We start from the raw sequence: 16733 nt of genomic DNA on the forward strand, positions 1-16733 counted from the left end.
AGACCCGGGGAAACTTTCATCCCGGCGGACGAACCGGTCGCTTCCGCCGCGGCGCGCGTGGCAGCGACGCGCGCACCGCCGTGCTCCCGACCGCGACCAGGATCTTCACCCTCGCCACCGCGACCGCCGCGTGGACCGCGTGCCGCCGGACCCACGCGCCGGCTTCCGCCGCCCGGCGGGTGATCGCCGCTTCGGCTGTCTCCATGAACACTCCGTCCACTGTGGTCAGTGCGCGAGCCAGGACCGGGCGGTGGTCACCTCGGCGAGCCGCTCCGGGATCGGCGTGACGCCGAGGCCGGGACCGGACGGCACCGGCAGCCGGCCGCCTTCGAGGACGAAGGGCTCGGTGATGTCGCTGGTGTAGAACCGGTCCGACGCCGAGGTGTCGCCCGGCAGGGTGAAGCCGGGCAGCGACGCGAGCGCGACGTTGGCCGCCCGGCCCAGCCCGGTCTCGATCATCCCGCCGCACCACACCGGGACGCCGTGCGCGGCGCAGACGTCGTGCACCCGCCGCGCCTCGAGGTACCCGCCGACCCGGCTGGGCTTGATGTTGACGATCCGGCAGGCGCCGAGCTTGATCGCGTCGGCCGCCGAGCGGGCGGAGACGACGGACTCGTCCAGGCAGATCGGCGTCCGGATGTGCTGGGCCAGCTCGGCGTGGCCGAGCACGTCCTCCTCTTCGAGGGGCTGCTCGATGAGCAGCAGCTCGAAGGGGTCGAGCCGTTGCAGCTGCGGCACGTCCGAGAGCGTGTACGCGGTGTTCGCGTCGACCTGCAGCAGGATGTCGCCGCCGAAGCGCTCGCGGACCGCGCGCACCGGCTCGACGTCCCAGCCGGGCTCGATCTTCAGCTTGATCCGCAGGTACCCGGCGTCGAGGTAGCCGCCGACGACGTCGAGGAGCTTCGGGACGGTGTCCATGATGCCGACCGACACCCCGCACGGCACGGAGTCCTTTGTGGACCCCAACGCCGTCGCGAAGGACACGCCGTGGGCGCGCAGCTCGGCGTCGAGGACCGCCATTTCGAGGGCGCCCTTGGCCATCCGGTGGCCCTTGAACTTCGCCAGCAGCGGCGCGACCTTGTTCGCGGTCAGGTCGTCGGCGGCGAGCAGGGCCGGCACGAGGAAGGTCCGCAGGACGTGCTCGACGCCGTCGACGTACTCCGAGGAGTAGAGCGGGTCGACCATCGCACCGCACTCGCCCCAGCCCTCGCCTTCGGACGTCACCGCGCGCAGGAGCAGGAGCTCGCGTTCGGCCTGCGTGCCGAACGACGTCCGGAACGGCGCGACCAGCGGCATCCGGACGCGCAGCAGTTCCACCCCGGTGAGTTTCACGACGTCCGCTCCTTCGCGACCACGTACCAGCCGGCACGATCGAATCCGATGACGGAGGCGCCGCCGGCGAGCAGGCCGCCCAGCACCTCGCGCAGCGCGACCCGCCACGCCCGGCCGCGGCCGGGGTCGGCGCGCCGGAGCGCCTCGATGTCCGGCGGCACGGCGACGAGCACGACCGGCGCGTCGGCGGGTCCGGTGACCGGGCCGCCGTCGGGCCCGGCCGCCAGCGCGACCGCGGCTCCGTCGGCCCGCAGCGTGGCCGCGTCGAGCCGGGTGGGCCTGCCCTCGGCGGCCGCCCGGACGGGCGGGCTCGCCAGGTCCCAGACGGCCATCAGCCGGTCGGTGTCGCCCGCGCCGTTGATGCCGTCGTGCATCGGGCCGTAGAAGTCGGGCAGGTACTGCTCGGGGCGGGCGGCGAGCTTGGTCAGGTTGAAGTGGGCGTTGCGCCGCACCAGCGGGTCGAACGTCCACGAGATCACCTGGACGTCCCGGCTCAGCGCCCACGCGCGTTGGTGCAGCTTCAGCGCGAAGCCGATGCCGCGGCCGTGCCCGGCGGTGGCGACCCCGGCGATGTGGCTGTGTAGTCCCGGGTGTAGTCCCGGGTGCAGCCCCGGGTGCGGCCCCGTGTGCGGCCCCGTGTGCGGCCCCTCCTTCGCGGGTCCGCCGAAGAACCCGAAGCAGGCGCCGAGGAGGTCGGGCCCGTCGAAGGCGCCCCCGACGTAGTTGCCCGCCGTGACCATGGCACGCAGCAGTTCGGACGTCACGGGCTGGTTGCCGGGAGCCGGGCGCCAGATCGACTCGAAGAGCCGGGTCACGGCGGTCAGGTCGGCGACCTCGGCCAGGGTCCGGACGTGGACCCCCGAGGCCGTGGCGGCGGCGGCCGCGACGGCGGCCGCCTCGTCCCGCAGCGGCGGGGCTGTGTTCGTCACGACTTCTGTCACGCCTCCGATCCTGTCCGGAGACCGCCGGCCGGTCACCGTTGTCCCGTACCGGATTCGCCCCGCGTGTTCGTCGGCGCGGACGAACTCCGGTGCGCCAGCACGGTTTCGGCGAGGGCGGTGAGCAGCACGGTCCGGCGCCGCAGCTCGGCGACGACGACGTGTTCGTGGTCGGCGTGGGCACCGCCGCCGACCGCGCCGAGGCCGTCGAGCGTCGGAATGCCCAGTCCCGCGGTGAAATTGCCGTCGGAGGCGCCGCCGACCGCCGCCTCGGTGAGCGTCCCGGCCGCGAGTTCGTTGGCGAGCGCGAAAAGTCCCGACGACGCCTTCGCGTCCAGTGGCGGCCGATTGACGCCGCCGTCGATGCGGATCGCCGCGCCGGGCAGGTGCGGCCGCAGGCTCCGGATAGCCGCGTCGACGCGGTGCTGCTCGGCCGCGTCCCACGCCCGCACGTCGACCGCGACGCTCGCCGCGGCGGGCACGGTGTTGGTCGTCGTCCCGGCCGTCAGCGCGGTCGGGACGACACTGGTGCCGCGGTCCGCGTCGGCGAGCGCCGCCACCGCGAGGATCTGGTGGGCGACCTCGATTCCCGCGTTGACGCCCTTTTCGGGTTCGAGCCCGGCGTGCGCGGCGCGGCCCTCGACCTCGATCCGGTACCGGGAAACACCTTTGCGGCGGGTCTTCAGGGCGCCGCCGTCGGCCGACGCTTCGAGCACGAAGACCGCGTCGCAGGTCTTGGCTTCCTCCTCGATCAGGGCGCGGGACAGCGGCGAGCCGATCTCCTCGTCGCCGGTGACGAGGACCGAGAGGCCGCCGCGGTCCGGTAGCGCCGCGGCGGCGTGCAGGGCCATCACGACGCCGGCTTTCATGTCGAAGCAGCCCGGCCCGCGCAGGACGCCGTCGCGGACTTCGAAGGGGTGCGTGCGCAGGGAACCCAGCGGCCACACGGTGTCGTGGTGGCCGAGCAGCAGCACGCGCGGCGGGCCGTCGCCGAACCGCCAGCGCAGGTGGGTGCAGCCGTCGGTGACGAGGCGTTCGGGCTCGGCGCCGAGCAGCCGTCGCCCGATCCCGGCGACGGCTTCGGCACTGCGCGCGACGGCGTCGTGGTCACTCGACGGTGACTCGCAGCGGACGAGCGTCCCGATGTCCTCGATCACCGCGGCTCACCTCGCAGCGGCCGGCCGGGCAGCGCGCCGGTGTCCAGGTTTCCTTCGCTGACCACGGGAACCCCGCCGACGTACAGGTGCCGGACGCCGACGGACGGGCGGGTCGGGTCGGCGTAGGTCGCGGTGTCGGTGATGCTCTCCGGGTCGAGGACGACGAGGTCGGCGTCCGCGCCCACGCCCAGGTGCCCCTTGCCGCGGGCGTGCGGCGCGACGTCGTCGAGGATGCGCGACGGCAGGTACGAGCAGCGGCGGAACGCTTCGAGCCAGCTCCACGCCCCGGCTTCGCGGACCATCAGGCGCAGCGTCTTGGCGAAGGTGCCGGCGGTCCGCGGATGCGTCGTGCCGCCCGGGGGCAGCGGCCACTCGGTGCTTTCGGTGCGGCCGTCCGTCCAGTAGACGGGCATCGCGTCGCTGGCGACGACGGCATCGGGGAACGCGAGCGCCTGGTGCAGCAGCCCACGGTCGCGGGGGTCGGTCTCGTCCAGGAACTCGAGGAGGCACGGCGCGCCCGGGTCCTGCCGCCGCAGCTCGTTCAGGCGGCTTTCGTCGCGGACCCGCTCCCCCGTTTCGAGGATGACGACGCTCGAGGGCTGCAAACCCTTCAGGCGCAAGCGATCCGGTTCGAGGAAGGCGGCGCCGACCGCCGTGCTGCCCGCGCCGTACGGGTAGGCCTCGACGGTGACGCGCGAGCCTTCGCGGCGGGCGGTGTCGAGGGTGGCGAGGACCCGGTCGATGTGGTGGCCGGAGGTGCTGTTGACGTGGCAGTGGTGCATCGCGGCACCGGTCTCGCCCGCGGCGACGGCGATCTCCACCGAGCCGTCGACCGGGATCGCGGGGTCGACCTCGACCAGCTCGCGGACGTGGGTGTAGGTGGGCACGCCGGCCTTCGCGGCGAGGTGCGCGACGGCCATGAACTCGCCCGGCTCGGTCGCGGGCGCGTAGCCCATCAGGACGCCGATGCCCAGGGCGCCGTTCGCGAGTTCGGCTTCGAGCAGCGAAAGCCACGCGGTGAGTTCGGTCTTGGTGGAACTGCGTTGCCACCGCGGGTTTGCGAGCACCGCCAGGCCGCTGTCGATGCTCGCGTCGGGGGCGATGCCGGCGAGGATCTGCGCCCGGGCGGCGCCCCAGGAGGCGGAGAAGCCGTAGTGCAGCGGACGTCCGGCCGCGGCGGCCTCGGCGTAGGCGCGGTCGATCGGCATGAGGCCGGCTTCGAGGTCGAGTGCGGTGGTGACGCCGTCCATGGCCTGCAGCCGCTGCCCGGCGATGGAGTGCACGTGGCTGTGCAGGTCGACGAACCCGGGCCCGACGACGAGCCCGCTGACGTCGACCACGGTGGCGCCCGGCGCTGCGAGGCTCGGCCCGACGGCCTCGACCCGGCCGGCGCCGAGCAGCACGTCGGCGACGCCGTCGAAGCCGCTCCCGGGGTCCACGACCCGGCCGCCCCGCAAGAGTGTGTGCACCCGTCCGCCTCCTCGTCGTCGCTTCCCGGCGACGTTAGGGGGATTCGGGGCCCGGCCGTTGGTCCGCGGCGACGAATCGGGGCGGCGCGGTTCAGCCGCGCGGACGAACCGGCGTCACCGGGGCCAGGAGCAGGCCGGTGACCGCGTCGATCAGGCCCGTCCCCGCGTCGTCCCAGGTCGCCCGGGGCGTCGGGGTGCCCTCCGCCAGCGCGCGCTCACGCTCGGCCGTCATGTGGATCATCAGCTGGCGGGCCATGTCGCTGCGCTCGGCGCGGACGTCCGCCGGCAGGCCGTCCAGGCAGCGGTTGAGCCCCTCCACCGCGCGGGCGAGCGCGGGGGACGCCAGGGACTCCTCCGCGATGATCGCCCGCAGCGCCGGGTCGGTCATCACCTGGGCGCTGAACCGCGCGAACCACGTCGGCGCGCCCAGCTCCCGCAGGTACGTCGTGCTCGGGCGGACCAGGCAGGCCACCCACTCCCGCAGGCCGGCGTCGTCGCCGGTGGCCTCGACCAGCTCCGCGCGCAGCCGCTCCATCGGCTCGGCGTGCTTGCGGACGATCGCGCGGACCAGGTCGACCTTGGTGCCGAAGTGGTAGTTGACGGCGGCGTTGTTGCCCTGGCCGGCGGCCTCGCTGATGTGCCGGTTGGACACCACCTGCACCCCGTGTTCCGCGAACAGCCGCTCGGCCGTCACGAGGATGCTCTCCCGCGTCGCACTCGCGCGGGCCGCCTTCACGTTCATGTTCGCAACCACCTGATCATCCACGCCGGCCCCCCACCTTACGGAGCCGCCGCGCTGGCGAAAAATCGGCGGAGCGTGGCCGGACAGCCACTGGCCTCGGGAGGCCGCCGTTCCTAGCGTGGTCGATCATGATCGCAGTGCTCGCGCCGATCTTCATCGGCCTCGTCTACGTCCTGCTCAGCTCGCTGATCCCGGAACCGCACCGGCGGAAGATCAACGCCGTCATGGTGGGCGGCGCCGGTGCGGCCTACCTCTCCGGTGGCGCCCTCGGGCCGTGGGAGCTGGCGTTCTGCGCGGTGATGACGTACGTCGCGTTCCGCGGGCTGGACTCGTGGACGTTCATCGGCGTCGGCTGGCTCCTGCACACCGGCTGGGACGTCGTCCACCACCTGAAGGGCCACCCGATCCTGCCGTTCGCGCACGACTCGTCGTTCGGCTGCGCGATCTGCGACCCGGTGATCGCGATCTGGTGCTTCACCGGCGGCCGGTCGGTCACCGGGTGGTTCCGGCGGGTTGGCGCGCCGGAGCCGCGGGTACCCGAGCGGACATGAGCACCGAAGTCGAACGCGCCGCGCACGCCTTCTGCCCGCGGTGCCACCCCGACCCGCAGCCGGGCGAAGTGCTCATCGCGCTGTGCGGCGCCCGGCACCCGTACTACGGCCGCCGAGACCGCCCGGTGAACACGTGCCCCGCCTGCGTCCGGCTGGCCGCGGCGAACGTCTACGCCTGCGGCCACCCCGGCGGTTAGTCCCGGACCAGCGCGGGAAGCTACGGGCTGGTCGAGCGGGAACGCTCCGGGCGCCAGGTCCGCTACCTGATCACGGCGCTCGGAACGGCCCTGCTCACCGGCTAGCCCAGCGACGTCAGCGGTACCGCGAACACCGACCGCCCGCACGTCTGGTTCTGCGCCGTGCAGTCGGCCGTCGACCACTCCGACTGGGACCAGACCAGGCCCGTCGACCAGTCGTAGGTCAGCGCCTCCGGGTGGACCGCCCAGCAGGCCGTCGTGGTGCCACAGGTCGCCGACGTGCTCGCCGCGGTCGTCTGGGCCCAGAGCTGGCCGTTGATCGTCGCCGAGCTGTGCGCGACGTACCACTTGCCGTCGTGGGACAGGACGCCCTGCATGTTGCCCACGGAGCTGCGGAAGGCCTCGGTCGCCGTGCCGGTCAGCAGGTAGTCCGCGCCCATCGGGAACCGGTACAGGCGGCCGTGGAGGCTCTGGTCGGAGAAGTACTCCGTCGTCACGATCGACGCCGGGGTGGTGCTGCGGTCGAGCGACATCGACGAGAAGCACGGCACGCCCGTGTCGGAGGACATGCTGCACGTACCACCGGCGTAGGTGTAGTAGCCGACCTGCATCATCGCGTACTTGTAGGTGTACGCGGCATACCCGCCGGACGTCTTGCCGATCGCGTTGGACGTCGTGTCGGTCATCTGCAGGATGTGCTTCGTGCTGAACACCCGGATCGCGGTCGACGTGCTGCCCTCGGCCGTCACGTAGATCTTGTCGCCGTACCAGGCCATCCCGCCCATGTGCGCCTGCGCCGCGGAGAAGCTGCTGCCGGTGCTGTTCGGCACGGCCAGGTACAGCATCCGGTGCGCGGCGGAAGCGGGGTCGTCGTAGTTGATCGCCTGGATCCGCGCGTCGTTGTACCGGCCGAGCGCGTCGGTGCCGTGCCAGCCGGACAGGATGATCTTGTCCGCGCCCCACAGGCCGTCGTCGTCGGCGTCGCCGGAGGTCGTGATGCCCTGCGGGCTCCACGTCGTCGTGCTCGCGCGGTCGGCGTCCCAGCACAGCGACTTCGTCGCCGTCGGCGCCTTGGGCAACGCGGCCTTCTCGGCGGCCGTGCAGCCGGTCATCGCGTAGCTGGGGTCGTTGACGACGGTGTTGAGGCTGACGTTCGGCAGCGCGTTGTCCAGCGCCGTCAGCGCGGCGGCCGGCGTGGCGTGCCAGACGAGGTTCTGCTTGGTCGTCGTGGTCAGCGGGTCGCTGTAGGCGGCGCTCGCCGTCCCGGGCAGCGCCAGCGCGCCGGCCGCCACGGCCAGCGCGAGGAGGAGGATCTTCGGAGTTCGCATGGGCGGCATTGCGCCAGACGCGGGTCCAAATTCCGTACACTCGCCCGCCCGGCTCTTGTATCAGCCGGTGCTCGCTCTCGCATCCTGGTACGGCTGGCCGTCCTGACCGGTGTGCCCCGATAGTGGTGGGGTGCTCACTTCCCGTGCCCCGCTCACCCTGCCCCGGGCCGAACGGACCGCGACGCGAGTGTCCTACCGGGACGCACTCGTGGCACCGCTCGCCGGGTACCGGCCGCTGCTGCTCGACCTCGTCGTCCCGGCCGGAAGCCCGGCCGCCGCCGGACATCCGGTCGTCGTGTACCTCTACGGCGGGGCACCCGCGGCCGGGTCGCACAAGCACAGCCTGCTGGGCGACCGGGTCGCGGATCGGTTGGTGGCGGCCGGGTTCGCCGTCGCGCGGGCCCAGTACCGGCACGGGCGCGAGGCCGCTTTCCCCGCGCAGGTCCACGATGTGAAGGCCGCCGTGCGGTGGGTCCGCCACCACGCCGGGGACCTCGGCCTCGACGCCGGGCGGGTCGCGGCGTGGGGGCACTCGGCGGGCGGCTACCTGGCCGCGATGCTCGCGGTGACCGCGGACGACGACGGCTTCGAAGGGGACCTCGGGATCACCGGCCCGTCGAGCCGCGTCGGCGCGGCCGTCGCGTGGAGCCCGCCGACCGACTTCACGCGCATCCCGCCGCCGCCGGCGGGTTCTCCCTTGCACAGCACCGGTCACGACCCGCACGACTGGCTCCCCGGCCCGACGGCGAGCCCGCTGCTGCACGCGTCCGCCACCGCGGCGCCGCTCCTGCTGGCCCACGGCACCGACGACGCCGGGATCCCGATCGCCCACAGCGAAGCACTGGTCGCCGCCTACTGGCGCGCCGGTGCCGACGCCGACCTGATCCGCCTCGACGGCGCGGGCCACTTCTACGGCGAACGGAAGCTCCGGCACGTCACCGACGCCGGGATCGCCTTCCTCCGCAACCACCTCACGGCGACACCCGGACGCGCTACGCCGAACAGGTGACATCCCGGGTCGGGCACCAACCGGGTGCGCGCCTCCGGAGTGAGCGGACCGCACACCCGGAGACCCCAGGAGGAAGCGTGCCGAACCGCCACCTGTCCACCGTCGCCGCCGCGGCGTTGCTCGCCTTCGCCGGAACTGTCGCCGTCGCGCCCGCCGCGTCGGCGCACGACGCCGTCGGCGAGGTGTACGGCTGTCTCTACCAGGGCCAGTTCCGCTGCGGCTACGGCGGCGTGACCAACGGCCACACCCGCGTGTACTCCTGCGACACCGCGAGCGACGGCTACGGATTCCGCACGGAGTACCGGCTTCGCAACGGTGCGACCGGCGGGGTCGACGACGCCAACGGCAGCAGTTCCGGCTGCAGCGCGATCACGCCGGGCACGGCGGCCAATCCGGTGGCCAAGTTCCGCGCGTGCCAGAAGCAGAACGCGTGGTGGTGCACCGACTGGCTGACCGCCTGAGCGCCGGTCAGCCGACGACGTCGATCTCGAACGGCTCCGCGGCGCTGTACTCGAGGTCGGCCCACACCGCGCCCGGCAGGGCGAAGCGGCGGTGGGACGTCAGCCGGTCGTCGTAGCCGGGGTCGGACTTGGGGTTGTGGCCGATGCCTTCCCGGTCCGAGCCCCACGCGAAGATGTTGCCGACCCACATCGGCTTCGACAGGCCGTCGCCGTTGATCCGCGGGCGGACGACGACGGCGGCGCCGGTGCTGCCGGACAGGTTGAGCCGGACCGTGTTCTGGCCGGCGTTGGGCGGGGTGACGGTGATGCGTTCCATGAGCTCCACTTCCGGTTCGGCGGCGGTCAGCGAGCCCGGCGAATCCACGCCGGGCCAGAAGTCGGCGACGACGGAGATGTCGATGCCGGGGGCGACGTCGAGCAGGTACTGCGCGGCGATCGCGCCATCGGGGATTTCGGGCCGGCCGGTGGCCGTGGCGATCCAGTACAACGGCGGCTCGACGCCCTGGGCGGCGAACGCGGCCTTCACCTTCGGCCAGGTCGAGCGGTTGCAGTAGACGACCGGGTGCGCGAACCCCGATTCGCGCCGCCGCCGGGCCCAGCCCGGCGCCTGCTCGGGCGTCGCGTCGCCGAGTTCGACGTCGAGGACGTGCCCGTCGTCGGTCGACGCCTTCTTCACGATCCGCACCTTGAGGGCGTCCGGGAAGAGCGCCCAGTCGTCGGCGCTCCACGGCGCGAGCTTGATCCGGTCGACGTACCCGGCCACCAGCACGGGCCGGCCGTCCTTCTCGAGGATGTTCCCCGCGGTGACAGCGTCATACATGGTACGCATCGGCTTGCCTCGAAATCGTGCGGCGGCGGATATCGACGTATTCACGATCGCGCGAAGAGGATAACGCCACAACGGCGGAAAGGGCGCCTTTTAGGGCGAAATCGGCATACCGAAAAGACTTCACGGGCGAGGGCGGGTCCGGAAACAACCGGACCCGACCTTCTTCAAGGTCATTCTTCGCGCAAATTCTCCAGGCTCGTGGTCCGCCACAACGCCGGCAGGGTCAACGCGGTCACGAGCAGCACTGCCGCGACGGCGGTCACCGTCAGAAGGGCGATCGACGGCACGTCGGCCGCCATCGGGCGGTGCACCACGAACGTGAGCACCAGCCAGTCGAGGGCGAGCCCGGCGGGCACGGCGACGAGCACCGCCACCGCCACCGGAATGGCCAGCTGCCACACCAGGGACCGGGCGAGGACGCCGCGCCCGACGCCGTTCGCCGTCAGCGTCGCGAGACTGCGCCGGCGTTCGCGCAGCTGCTCCCACGCGGCGACCAGCAGGCTGCCCGCGACGAACAGCAGCACCAGCACCGAACCGACCGACAGCACGTGCGTGATCAGGGCGTACGTCCCGTCCCGCCCGGTCGCCAGCGAGTCGACGGATCCGTTCCACCCCACCACGTTCCGGACGCGCTCCACCTGGTCGGCGTCGGCGGCGGGCAGGGTCGCGTTCACGGTCAGCCCGGCACCCGACGCCGACGCCAGCGCGGCCGGGGTGACGACCAGCTCAGCCGCGTCCTCCCCGTACATCGGCACGCGGTGCACCGCCGGCACCGTCCACTGGGGAGCGTCGGCCCGGTGGGCCCGCCGGACTTCCGAGAACCACACGCGCTCCCCCGGCGCCGGCACGGAGCTGCTGCGGGTCGTCGCGGCGTAGACGTCGCCGTCGCGGCAGTCGGCGACGCCGGCTTCGGCCCGCAGCTTCGGGCAGCTCGCGACGACGAACGACGTGCGTTCCCCGGACGCGGTCTCGATCAGGGACCCGGTCCGCACCGGCACGCCGGCCAGCCCGGGCAGCGCGTGGAGGGCGGCGGTGAACGCCTCGCCGTCGGCGACGCTCGTGGCGTAGTAGGTCGCGAGCACCCGGATGTCCCGCGGCGCGGGGAGCTCGCTCTCGGTGCGGGCGTAGACCCCTTGCAGCGCGATGGATCCGGCCAGCACCACGGCGATGCCGCTGACCAGGCGGGCCGCCGTGGCGCTGTCCAGCTGGAGGCGGCGGACGGCCAGCAGCCACGCGGGCGAGCCACCGCCGAGCAGGCCCGCGACCCGCTCGACCACCCACGGCAACAGGAGCGGCACGGCGGTGAGGACGAACACCACGCCGGCGATCACGGCGGGGTTGCCGGCCCGGTAAGTCTCGGCGCCCGCGGACCCGGTCACCAGCAGCGCCCCGCCCGCGACCGCGGGAAGCAGGCGCCAGCCCAGTTTCCGCCGGGTCCGCGTGCCCCGCCGCTCGACGCCCAGCGGCTCGATGACGACCTGCCGCAGCGCGAACACGGCCGCCGCGCACGCCAGCACCGGCAGCGCCAGCAGGGCCGGGACGCCGAGCCGCCAGTCCGGGACGACGTCGGTGCCGAAGAGGCCGCCGCGGAAGGCGTCCACGGTGATCGCCGGGACGAGCACGCGGATGAGCTGGAACAGCGCGACGCCGGCGAGCATTCCGGCGAGCGAGCCGAGCAGCGCCTCGCCGGCCGCGATCCGGTGCACCTGGCCGCGGTCCGCGCCGGCCAGCCGCAGTGCCGCGAGCCGCCGGTCCCGGGCCGCCGCGGCGAGCCGGGTGCTGGTGACGACGAAGACGAACACCGGCACCAGGCAGGTCGTCGCACCCACCACGACCAGCAGCAGTTCGAGCGAGGTCAGGTCGCGGCGGGAGGTCCCGGCCCCGAACCGGCTCACCAGGGAGACGTCCGGCTGCCGCGCGACGGTGTCGGAGCCGACGTAGAAGTACAGCTCGTTCGGGCCGGTCAGCCCGGCGGACCCGATCGTCCCGATCACCCGGTGCGGGAACCGCGGGCGCAGCAGCTCGCCTTCGGGCGACCGCAGGAGCTCCGCCAGCGCCGGGGAAAGCACCGCCTCCCCCGGCCCCGGCAGCCGGTCCACGCCCGGCGCGGCGGGCGGCCGCGGCCCGGTGGGCTGCACGAGGTAGCCCTGCAGGCCGCGACCGCGGAACTCGTCGTGCCGGCCGGCCACCTGGATCGGGTCGACGCCGCCGACGGCCGCGCCCTCGACGAGGACGCGCGCGGCGGCCCGGTCGTCGCGGGCGCCGAGCAGGTTCGGCACCGACGTCGCGGTGAGCAGGACGGCGACGCCGAGGCCGACGCCGACCGCCGTCAGCGTGAGCCGCACGAGGGCGGTGCGCGCTCCGCCGCCGCCCAGCGCGAGGCGCATCCCCAGCGCGAGATCGGTGGCCCAGCGCCGGATCACCGGATCACCTCGAGCTCGCGCGTCCGGCCGTCGCGCACGACGACCTCGCGGTCGGAGTACGCGGCGACGCGCGGCTCGTGCGTGACGAGGACGACCGCCGCGTCCCGCTCACGCGCCGCGGTGGTCAGCAGCTGCATCACCTGCTCGCCGTTGAGCGAGTCCAGCGCACCCGTCGGCTCGTCGGCGAAGACGACGCGCGGGCCCGTCACGAGCGCGCGAGCCACCGCCACGCGCTGGCCCTGCCCGCCGGACACCTCGCCCGGCCGCTTGCCCGCCACGTCCGCGAGGTCGAGCTCGCCCAGCATCTCCCGGGCGCGCCGCGCCGCCACGCGGCCGCGCTCGCCGTTCAGCCGCAGCGGCAGAGCCACGTTCTCCAGGCAGGTCAGCTCGGGGACGAGCCGGCCGAACTGGAAGACGAACCCGAAGTCGGTGCGGCGCAACGCCGAGCGCACGCGGTCGGACAGCAGCGCGAGGTCGGCGCCCTGGTAGCGGACCGTGCCCTGGTCGGGCCGGACGATCCCGGCGAGGCAGTGCAGGAGCGTCGACTTGCCGGCCCCGGACGGGCCCATCAGGGCCACCACCTCGCCCGCGCGCACCCGCAGGCTCGCCGACGTCAGCGCGTCCGTCGGCCCGTACGCCTTCCGCACCTCCGCGGCCTCCAGCAGGACGTCGGTGCTCACGCGATCTCCTTCGCCAGCTGGTCGAGCCGGGCCGCGGTCAGCTCCAGCCAGCGGAGGTCGGCCTCCAGGTGGAACAGCGCGTGGTCGCAGACGAGCTGGTCGACGAGGTCGCCGCGGGTCTTGCGGCGGGTCAGCTCGCGCATGGCGTCGAGGTGGGCCGTGCGCTGGACGTCGAGGACGTCGGCGGCCGGGCGGCCGGAGAGCAGGGCGAGCACGACCTTGGTGTAGAGCGTGTTCTGCAGGTACGCCTCCGGCTTTTCCGGGGTCGCCAGCCAGGTGCCGACGTCGGCGACCCCGGCCTCGGTGATCGCGTACCGCTTCCGCTCGGGGCCGCCGCCGGCCTCGATCCCGTCGGCCTCGACGAGCCCCTGCTTCAGCAGCCGGGCCAGCGTCGAATAGACCTGGCCGTAGTGGACGCGGCGGTCGTGCCCGAACCGGTCGTCGTAGGCGCGTTTCAGGTCGTAGCCGTGGCGTGGCCCGTTCTCCAGCAACCCGAGCAGGGTGTGTCCGATCGACATGCGGCGGACTCTACACGGTGTGTATAGCCGGGGTTTATACACCCCGTTCATAGTGATCAGCCGAGGATCGCCCGCAGCGGTGTCGCGGGCCGGCCGAGCAGGTCTTCGAGGTCGGAGCCGGTGGTGGCGAACTCGCCCCGGCGGGCGGCGCGGAACATGCCGAGCAGCATCGCCGCCTGGCCTTCCGGCACGCCGTGCGCGGTCAGGCCGGCCACCCACTCGTCGTCGTCGGCGACGACGCGCCGGATCGTGCGCCCGGTGCTCCCGCTGAGCAGTCCCGCGACGTCCTCGAGGTCGAGCGCGACCGGCGCGGTCAGCGGCGGCGTCGGTCCGTCGAAGCGGCCCTCGTCGGCGAGGACGACCGCCGCGGCCTCGGCGAGGTCGGCGTGCGCGGTCCACGACACCGGCCCGTCGGCCGGCGCGACCAGCTCGCCGGTTTCCCGCGCCTGCCCGAGCAGCAGCGGGACAGTGGCGGCGTAGAAGCCGTTGCGCAGCGCGGTGAACGCCGGGCCGGCCGCCGCCAGGTGCCGCTCGGCCGCGGCGTGGTCGGACATCGGCGCGAAGAGCGAGTCGCCGGCCGCGGCCTGGTGGCTCGTGTACAGCACGCGCTTGGCGCCGGCGTCACGCGCGGCGTCGATCGCCGCGGCATGGTGCCGCCGCGCCTCCTCGCCCGTTTCGTCGGTGGAGACGACGAGGACCTGCGTCGCCCCCTCGAACGCCGACGCGAGCGAGTCCGGGTCGGCGAAGTCCCCGCGCCGCACGCGCACCCCGCGCTCGGCGAGGCCGGTCGCCCGCCCCGGCTCGCGGACGCTGACCCCGACCTGCTCGGCCGGGACGCGCCGCAGCAGCCGTTCGACGACCTGGGAGCCGAGCTTGCCGCTTCCGCCGGTGATCACGATCATGGTGGATCCTCTCGGTGCTTAACGTCGATATTAACCACGTTAGCACCACTGATAGCGAACATGCGTTACCATCGGAACCATGGTGAAGAGCCGAAGCGAGACGCGGGCGCACATCGTCGAGACCGCCGCGCGGCTCCTCGGCGACGACGGCGCGGCCGCGCTCACCATCCGTGCGGTCGCGCAGGCCGCGGGCCTGCAGCCGCCGGCGCTCTACCGCTTCTTCGAGGACAAGGACGCGTTGCTCGACGCCGTCGCCGAGCACGTGTTCACCGCCTACGTCGCCGGGAAGGCGGTCGCGGAGGATGGCGACCCGGTCGAGGACCTCCGCGCCGGCTGGGACGCGCACCTCGCCTTCGGCCTGGCGAACGCGGTCCTGTTCGGCCTGCTCGTGACGCCCGGCCGGACGTCACCGGCGGCCGAGGCGGGGCTGGCGGTGCTGCGCGCCCGGGTCCACCGCGTCGCGGAGACCGGCCGGCTCCGCGTCCCCGAATCCCTTGCGGTGGACCTGATCCACGCCGCCGGCACCGGCGCCGTGCTCACAGCGCTGGCCCGGGCGCCGGAACACCGGGACCCGGGCGTCGCCGACGCGCTGTTCGAAGCCGTGCTGGCCCGGATCGTCACCGGCGCGCCGGTACCGCCCGCCGCCCCGGCGGAACTGGCGAAGCTCACCGGCGCCGAGCGCGCCCTGCTCGCGGAGTGGCTGGACCGCGACTGAGCCACCCGGACTCGCGGCGTGGTTGCCGGCCGCAGGACCCGGTTCCGCCGTGGGGCGGGGTCATCCCGTCGGCTGCTTCGTCTTCTCCGCCTTCTTCGACTCCTTGGCGGCCTGCTTCGACTCTTTCGCCGCTGCCTTCGACTCTTTGGCGGCCTGCTTCGACTCCTGCTTCGCCGCTTGCTTGTCCGTCGCGGCCGTCCCGCCGGCGCCGGTCGTCTCGGCCTGGTCCCCGGCCGCCGAGCCGGCCACGGACGACTCCGGCGTGGGCGGCACCGACGTGAGCTGCGCGTCCGACGAGGACCGCCGGTCGCCGCCGGCCGGTACGCCCGCCGCGGGCCGGGTTCCCACCGGCTGCGAGGTCGAGCCGTCGGCGCCGGTCGCCGGAGGCGCGGGCGCGATGTCGGACGTGCTCGCGCCGATCGTGACGGTCGTGACGAGCGCCGCGCTCGCGGCGGCCACCTTCGCCGCCGTGGCCCACGAAAGCGCGGAGGCCCCGGTGCTGGCGGCCGCCCCGGACGAGGCGACGGAGCCGGACGCGGTCAGCCAGTGCGTCACGACCGGGATGCCCAGGATGAGCGGGGCGACGGCGGCGGGCAGCTCCTGGTTGAGCTCCCGGAGGCCGGTGGCCAGCTTCCGGCAGTCCGGGCAGCGGTCCAGGTGGGTCGTGATCCGGTGCGCCTTGTGGTCGCCGACGCCGTCGCGCACCCAGCGGGCGAGCTGGCCGGAGACGATCCGGCAGGTGCGCCGCCGCGCCTCGGGGACGTGCTGGTCCAGGTACGCCTGCCGCAGCCCTTCCCGGGCGCGGTAGGCCAGCGCGGCGACGCCGTTGGGCGTCATCCCGAAGTCCTCGGCGATCTTGGCCGGCGACTCGCCCTCGATCTCGGTCCGCCACAGCACCGCCCGCCACCGCTCGGGCAGGCTCGCGAACGCGCCCGCGGCGACGATGCCGTGCATCCGGCTGCCCACCGGCTCGTCGCTGCCCTCGCTCGGCAGGATGTCCGGCACCTCGGCGACCAGCGAGAGCGCGGAGTCGCGCCGGCGCCAGCTGATCAGCGTGTTCCGGATGGTGGTGAGCAGGTACGGCCGGAATTCCTCGTCCGGGCCCTCGCCCGACTGCAGGATCCGCAGCACGCGGGTGAATCCTTCGGCGATGAGGTCGTCCCGCTCCGCCTCGCCCGACGCGATCGTGGCCGCCACCCGGCGGGCCGCGACCAGGTGCCGGTCGTAGAGCTGGCCGTACGCGTCGTTGTCCCCGCCGCGCACCGCCTGGATCAAGACCGCGTCACTCGGGACGTCCGCCGTCCCGGCCACCGCCGGTGCCACCTCGGTCACCCACACCCCCTTGCCCGTGCGCTTGCACGTGCACAACGTTCCGCGATAGTCGTCCACCACGAGGCCCGGCGCAAGGTTTCGGCCGCGAAAGCCCCGTTTCTTCCGCGGTGAGTATCCCGGACCCGCGTCTTGTCAGGCGACTGAGCACTC

At 73.7% G+C, this 16733-nt stretch carries 18 protein-coding genes; 5 read left to right on the top strand and 13 right to left on the bottom strand.

Going from position 1 to position 16733, the window contains the following annotated elements; all coding sequences use genetic code 11:
- Positions 1–16: 16 nt before the first annotated feature.
- The 6 genes from OG738_RS38270 to OG738_RS38295 all read right to left on the bottom strand — a co-directional run bounded on the left by OG738_RS38270 (position 17) and on the right by OG738_RS38295 (position 5638).
- Complete coding sequence (locus OG738_RS38270; protein ID WP_329048379.1) at positions 17–205, bottom strand: hypothetical protein; 189 nt, start codon at positions 203–205, stop codon at positions 17–19.
- A gap of 20 nt (positions 206–225) precedes the next feature.
- Positions 226–1332, bottom strand: coding sequence for an o-succinylbenzoate synthase (gene menC / locus OG738_RS38275; RefSeq protein ID WP_329048381.1), 1107 nt, complete (start codon positions 1330–1332; stop codon positions 226–228).
- Positions 1329–2273, bottom strand: coding sequence for a GNAT family N-acetyltransferase (locus OG738_RS38280; protein ID WP_329048383.1), 945 nt, complete (start codon positions 2271–2273; stop codon positions 1329–1331). Before OG738_RS38280 ends, menC begins: the two co-directional genes overlap by 4 nt.
- A 32-nt stretch (positions 2274–2305) precedes the next feature.
- Positions 2306–3427: a M20 family metallopeptidase gene (locus tag OG738_RS38285; protein ID WP_329048384.1), complete on the bottom strand. Its 1122-nt coding sequence runs from the start codon at positions 3425–3427 to the stop codon at positions 2306–2308.
- On the bottom strand, positions 3424–4896 hold the full coding sequence (locus tag OG738_RS38290; RefSeq protein ID WP_329048386.1) for an amidohydrolase family protein: 1473 nt from the start codon (positions 4894–4896) through the stop codon (positions 3424–3426). The genes OG738_RS38285 and OG738_RS38290 overlap by 4 nt, the downstream gene beginning before the upstream one ends.
- Before the next feature lie 91 nt (positions 4897–4987).
- Positions 4988–5638, bottom strand: coding sequence for a TetR/AcrR family transcriptional regulator (locus OG738_RS38295; protein ID WP_329048387.1), 651 nt, complete (start codon positions 5636–5638; stop codon positions 4988–4990).
- 128 nt (positions 5639–5766) lie between these two features.
- Here OG738_RS38295 and OG738_RS38300 point away from each other — a divergent pair, with 128 nt between their 5' ends.
- Positions 5767–6189 (top strand): DUF6010 family protein, encoded by a 423-nt coding sequence (locus OG738_RS38300; RefSeq protein WP_329048389.1) that lies wholly within the window; start codon positions 5767–5769, stop codon positions 6187–6189.
- Positions 6186–6386, top strand: coding sequence for a hypothetical protein (locus OG738_RS38305; RefSeq protein ID WP_329048390.1), 201 nt, complete (start codon positions 6186–6188; stop codon positions 6384–6386). Before OG738_RS38300 ends, OG738_RS38305 begins: the two co-directional genes overlap by 4 nt.
- Positions 6387–6487: 101 nt before the next feature.
- On the opposite strand, the gene OG738_RS38310 is transcribed toward OG738_RS38305, so the two are convergent.
- On the bottom strand, positions 6488–7714 hold the full coding sequence (locus tag OG738_RS38310) for a hypothetical protein (RefSeq protein ID WP_329048391.1): 1227 nt from the start codon (positions 7712–7714) through the stop codon (positions 6488–6490).
- Between the two features lie 130 nt (positions 7715–7844).
- On the opposite strand from OG738_RS38310, the gene OG738_RS38315 reads away from it, so the two are divergent.
- Together OG738_RS38315 and OG738_RS38320 are read left to right on the top strand one after the other, a co-directional pair.
- Positions 7845–8723, top strand: a complete 879-nt coding sequence (locus OG738_RS38315; protein ID WP_329048393.1) for an alpha/beta hydrolase fold domain-containing protein — start codon at positions 7845–7847, stop codon at positions 8721–8723.
- A gap of 77 nt (positions 8724–8800) precedes the next feature.
- Positions 8801–9184, top strand: coding sequence for a hypothetical protein (locus OG738_RS38320; protein ID WP_329048394.1), 384 nt, complete (start codon positions 8801–8803; stop codon positions 9182–9184).
- Positions 9185–9191: 7 nt separating this feature from the next.
- On the opposite strand, the gene OG738_RS38325 is transcribed toward OG738_RS38320, so the two are convergent.
- The 5 genes from OG738_RS38325 to OG738_RS38345 form a co-directional block, all read right to left on the bottom strand.
- Entirely contained in the window at positions 9192–10013 is an 822-nt protein-coding gene (locus tag OG738_RS38325) for a hypothetical protein (RefSeq protein ID WP_442875837.1), read from the bottom strand.
- A 170-nt stretch (positions 10014–10183) separates the two neighbouring features.
- Positions 10184–12436 (bottom strand): FtsX-like permease family protein, encoded by a 2253-nt coding sequence (locus OG738_RS38330; RefSeq protein ID WP_329048398.1) that lies wholly within the window; start codon positions 12434–12436, stop codon positions 10184–10186.
- Positions 12433–13116 carry an ABC transporter ATP-binding protein gene (locus tag OG738_RS38335; RefSeq protein ID WP_329048399.1) on the bottom strand — a complete coding sequence of 228 codons (684 nt, stop codon included), beginning with the start codon at positions 13114–13116 and terminating at the stop codon, positions 12433–12435. Before OG738_RS38335 ends, OG738_RS38330 begins: the two co-directional genes overlap by 4 nt.
- Positions 13113–13634 (bottom strand): PadR family transcriptional regulator, encoded by a 522-nt coding sequence (locus OG738_RS38340; RefSeq protein ID WP_329048401.1) that lies wholly within the window; start codon positions 13632–13634, stop codon positions 13113–13115. The genes OG738_RS38335 and OG738_RS38340 overlap by 4 nt, the downstream gene beginning before the upstream one ends.
- Before the next feature lie 56 nt (positions 13635–13690).
- Positions 13691–14536, bottom strand: a complete 846-nt coding sequence (locus OG738_RS38345) for an NmrA family NAD(P)-binding protein (protein WP_329048402.1) — start codon at positions 14534–14536, stop codon at positions 13691–13693.
- A gap of 79 nt (positions 14537–14615) precedes the next feature.
- Here OG738_RS38345 and OG738_RS38350 point away from each other — a divergent pair, with 79 nt between their 5' ends.
- Complete coding sequence (locus OG738_RS38350; protein WP_329048403.1) at positions 14616–15251, top strand: TetR/AcrR family transcriptional regulator; 636 nt, start codon at positions 14616–14618, stop codon at positions 15249–15251.
- 60 nt (positions 15252–15311) lie between these two features.
- Here the strand turns inward: OG738_RS38350 and OG738_RS38355 are convergent, their stop codons facing one another.
- Complete coding sequence (locus tag OG738_RS38355) at positions 15312–16583, bottom strand: sigma-70 family RNA polymerase sigma factor (RefSeq protein WP_329048404.1); 1272 nt, start codon at positions 16581–16583, stop codon at positions 15312–15314.
- Positions 16584–16733 lie beyond the last annotated feature (150 nt).

The sequence above is a fragment of the Amycolatopsis sp. NBC_01488 genome (genome assembly GCF_036227105.1).
Taxonomy (GTDB): Bacteria; Actinomycetota; Actinomycetes; order Mycobacteriales; family Pseudonocardiaceae; genus Amycolatopsis.

Coding starts and splice junctions, on each gene's coding strand:
- OG738_RS38270 (WP_329048379.1), bottom strand. CDS start 205: ATGGAGACAGCCGAAGCGGCGATCACCCGCCGGGCGGCGGAAGCCGGC.
- OG738_RS38295 (WP_329048387.1), bottom strand. CDS start 5,638: ATGAACGTGAAGGCGGCCCGCGCGAGTGCGACGCGGGAGAGCATCCTC.
- OG738_RS38300 (WP_329048389.1), top strand. CDS start 5,767: ATGATCGCAGTGCTCGCGCCGATCTTCATCGGCCTCGTCTACGTCCTG.
- OG738_RS38305 (WP_329048390.1), top strand. CDS start 6,186: ATGAGCACCGAAGTCGAACGCGCCGCGCACGCCTTCTGCCCGCGGTGC.
- OG738_RS38310 (WP_329048391.1), bottom strand. CDS start 7,714: ATGCGAACTCCGAAGATCCTCCTCCTCGCGCTGGCCGTGGCGGCCGGC.
- OG738_RS38325 (WP_442875837.1), bottom strand. CDS start 10,013: ATGCGTACCATGTATGACGCTGTCACCGCGGGGAACATCCTCGAGAAG.
- OG738_RS38340 (WP_329048401.1), bottom strand. CDS start 13,634: ATGTCGATCGGACACACCCTGCTCGGGTTGCTGGAGAACGGGCCACGC.
- OG738_RS38345 (WP_329048402.1), bottom strand. CDS start 14,536: ATGATCGTGATCACCGGCGGAAGCGGCAAGCTCGGCTCCCAGGTCGTC.
- OG738_RS38350 (WP_329048403.1), top strand. CDS start 14,616: ATGGTGAAGAGCCGAAGCGAGACGCGGGCGCACATCGTCGAGACCGCC.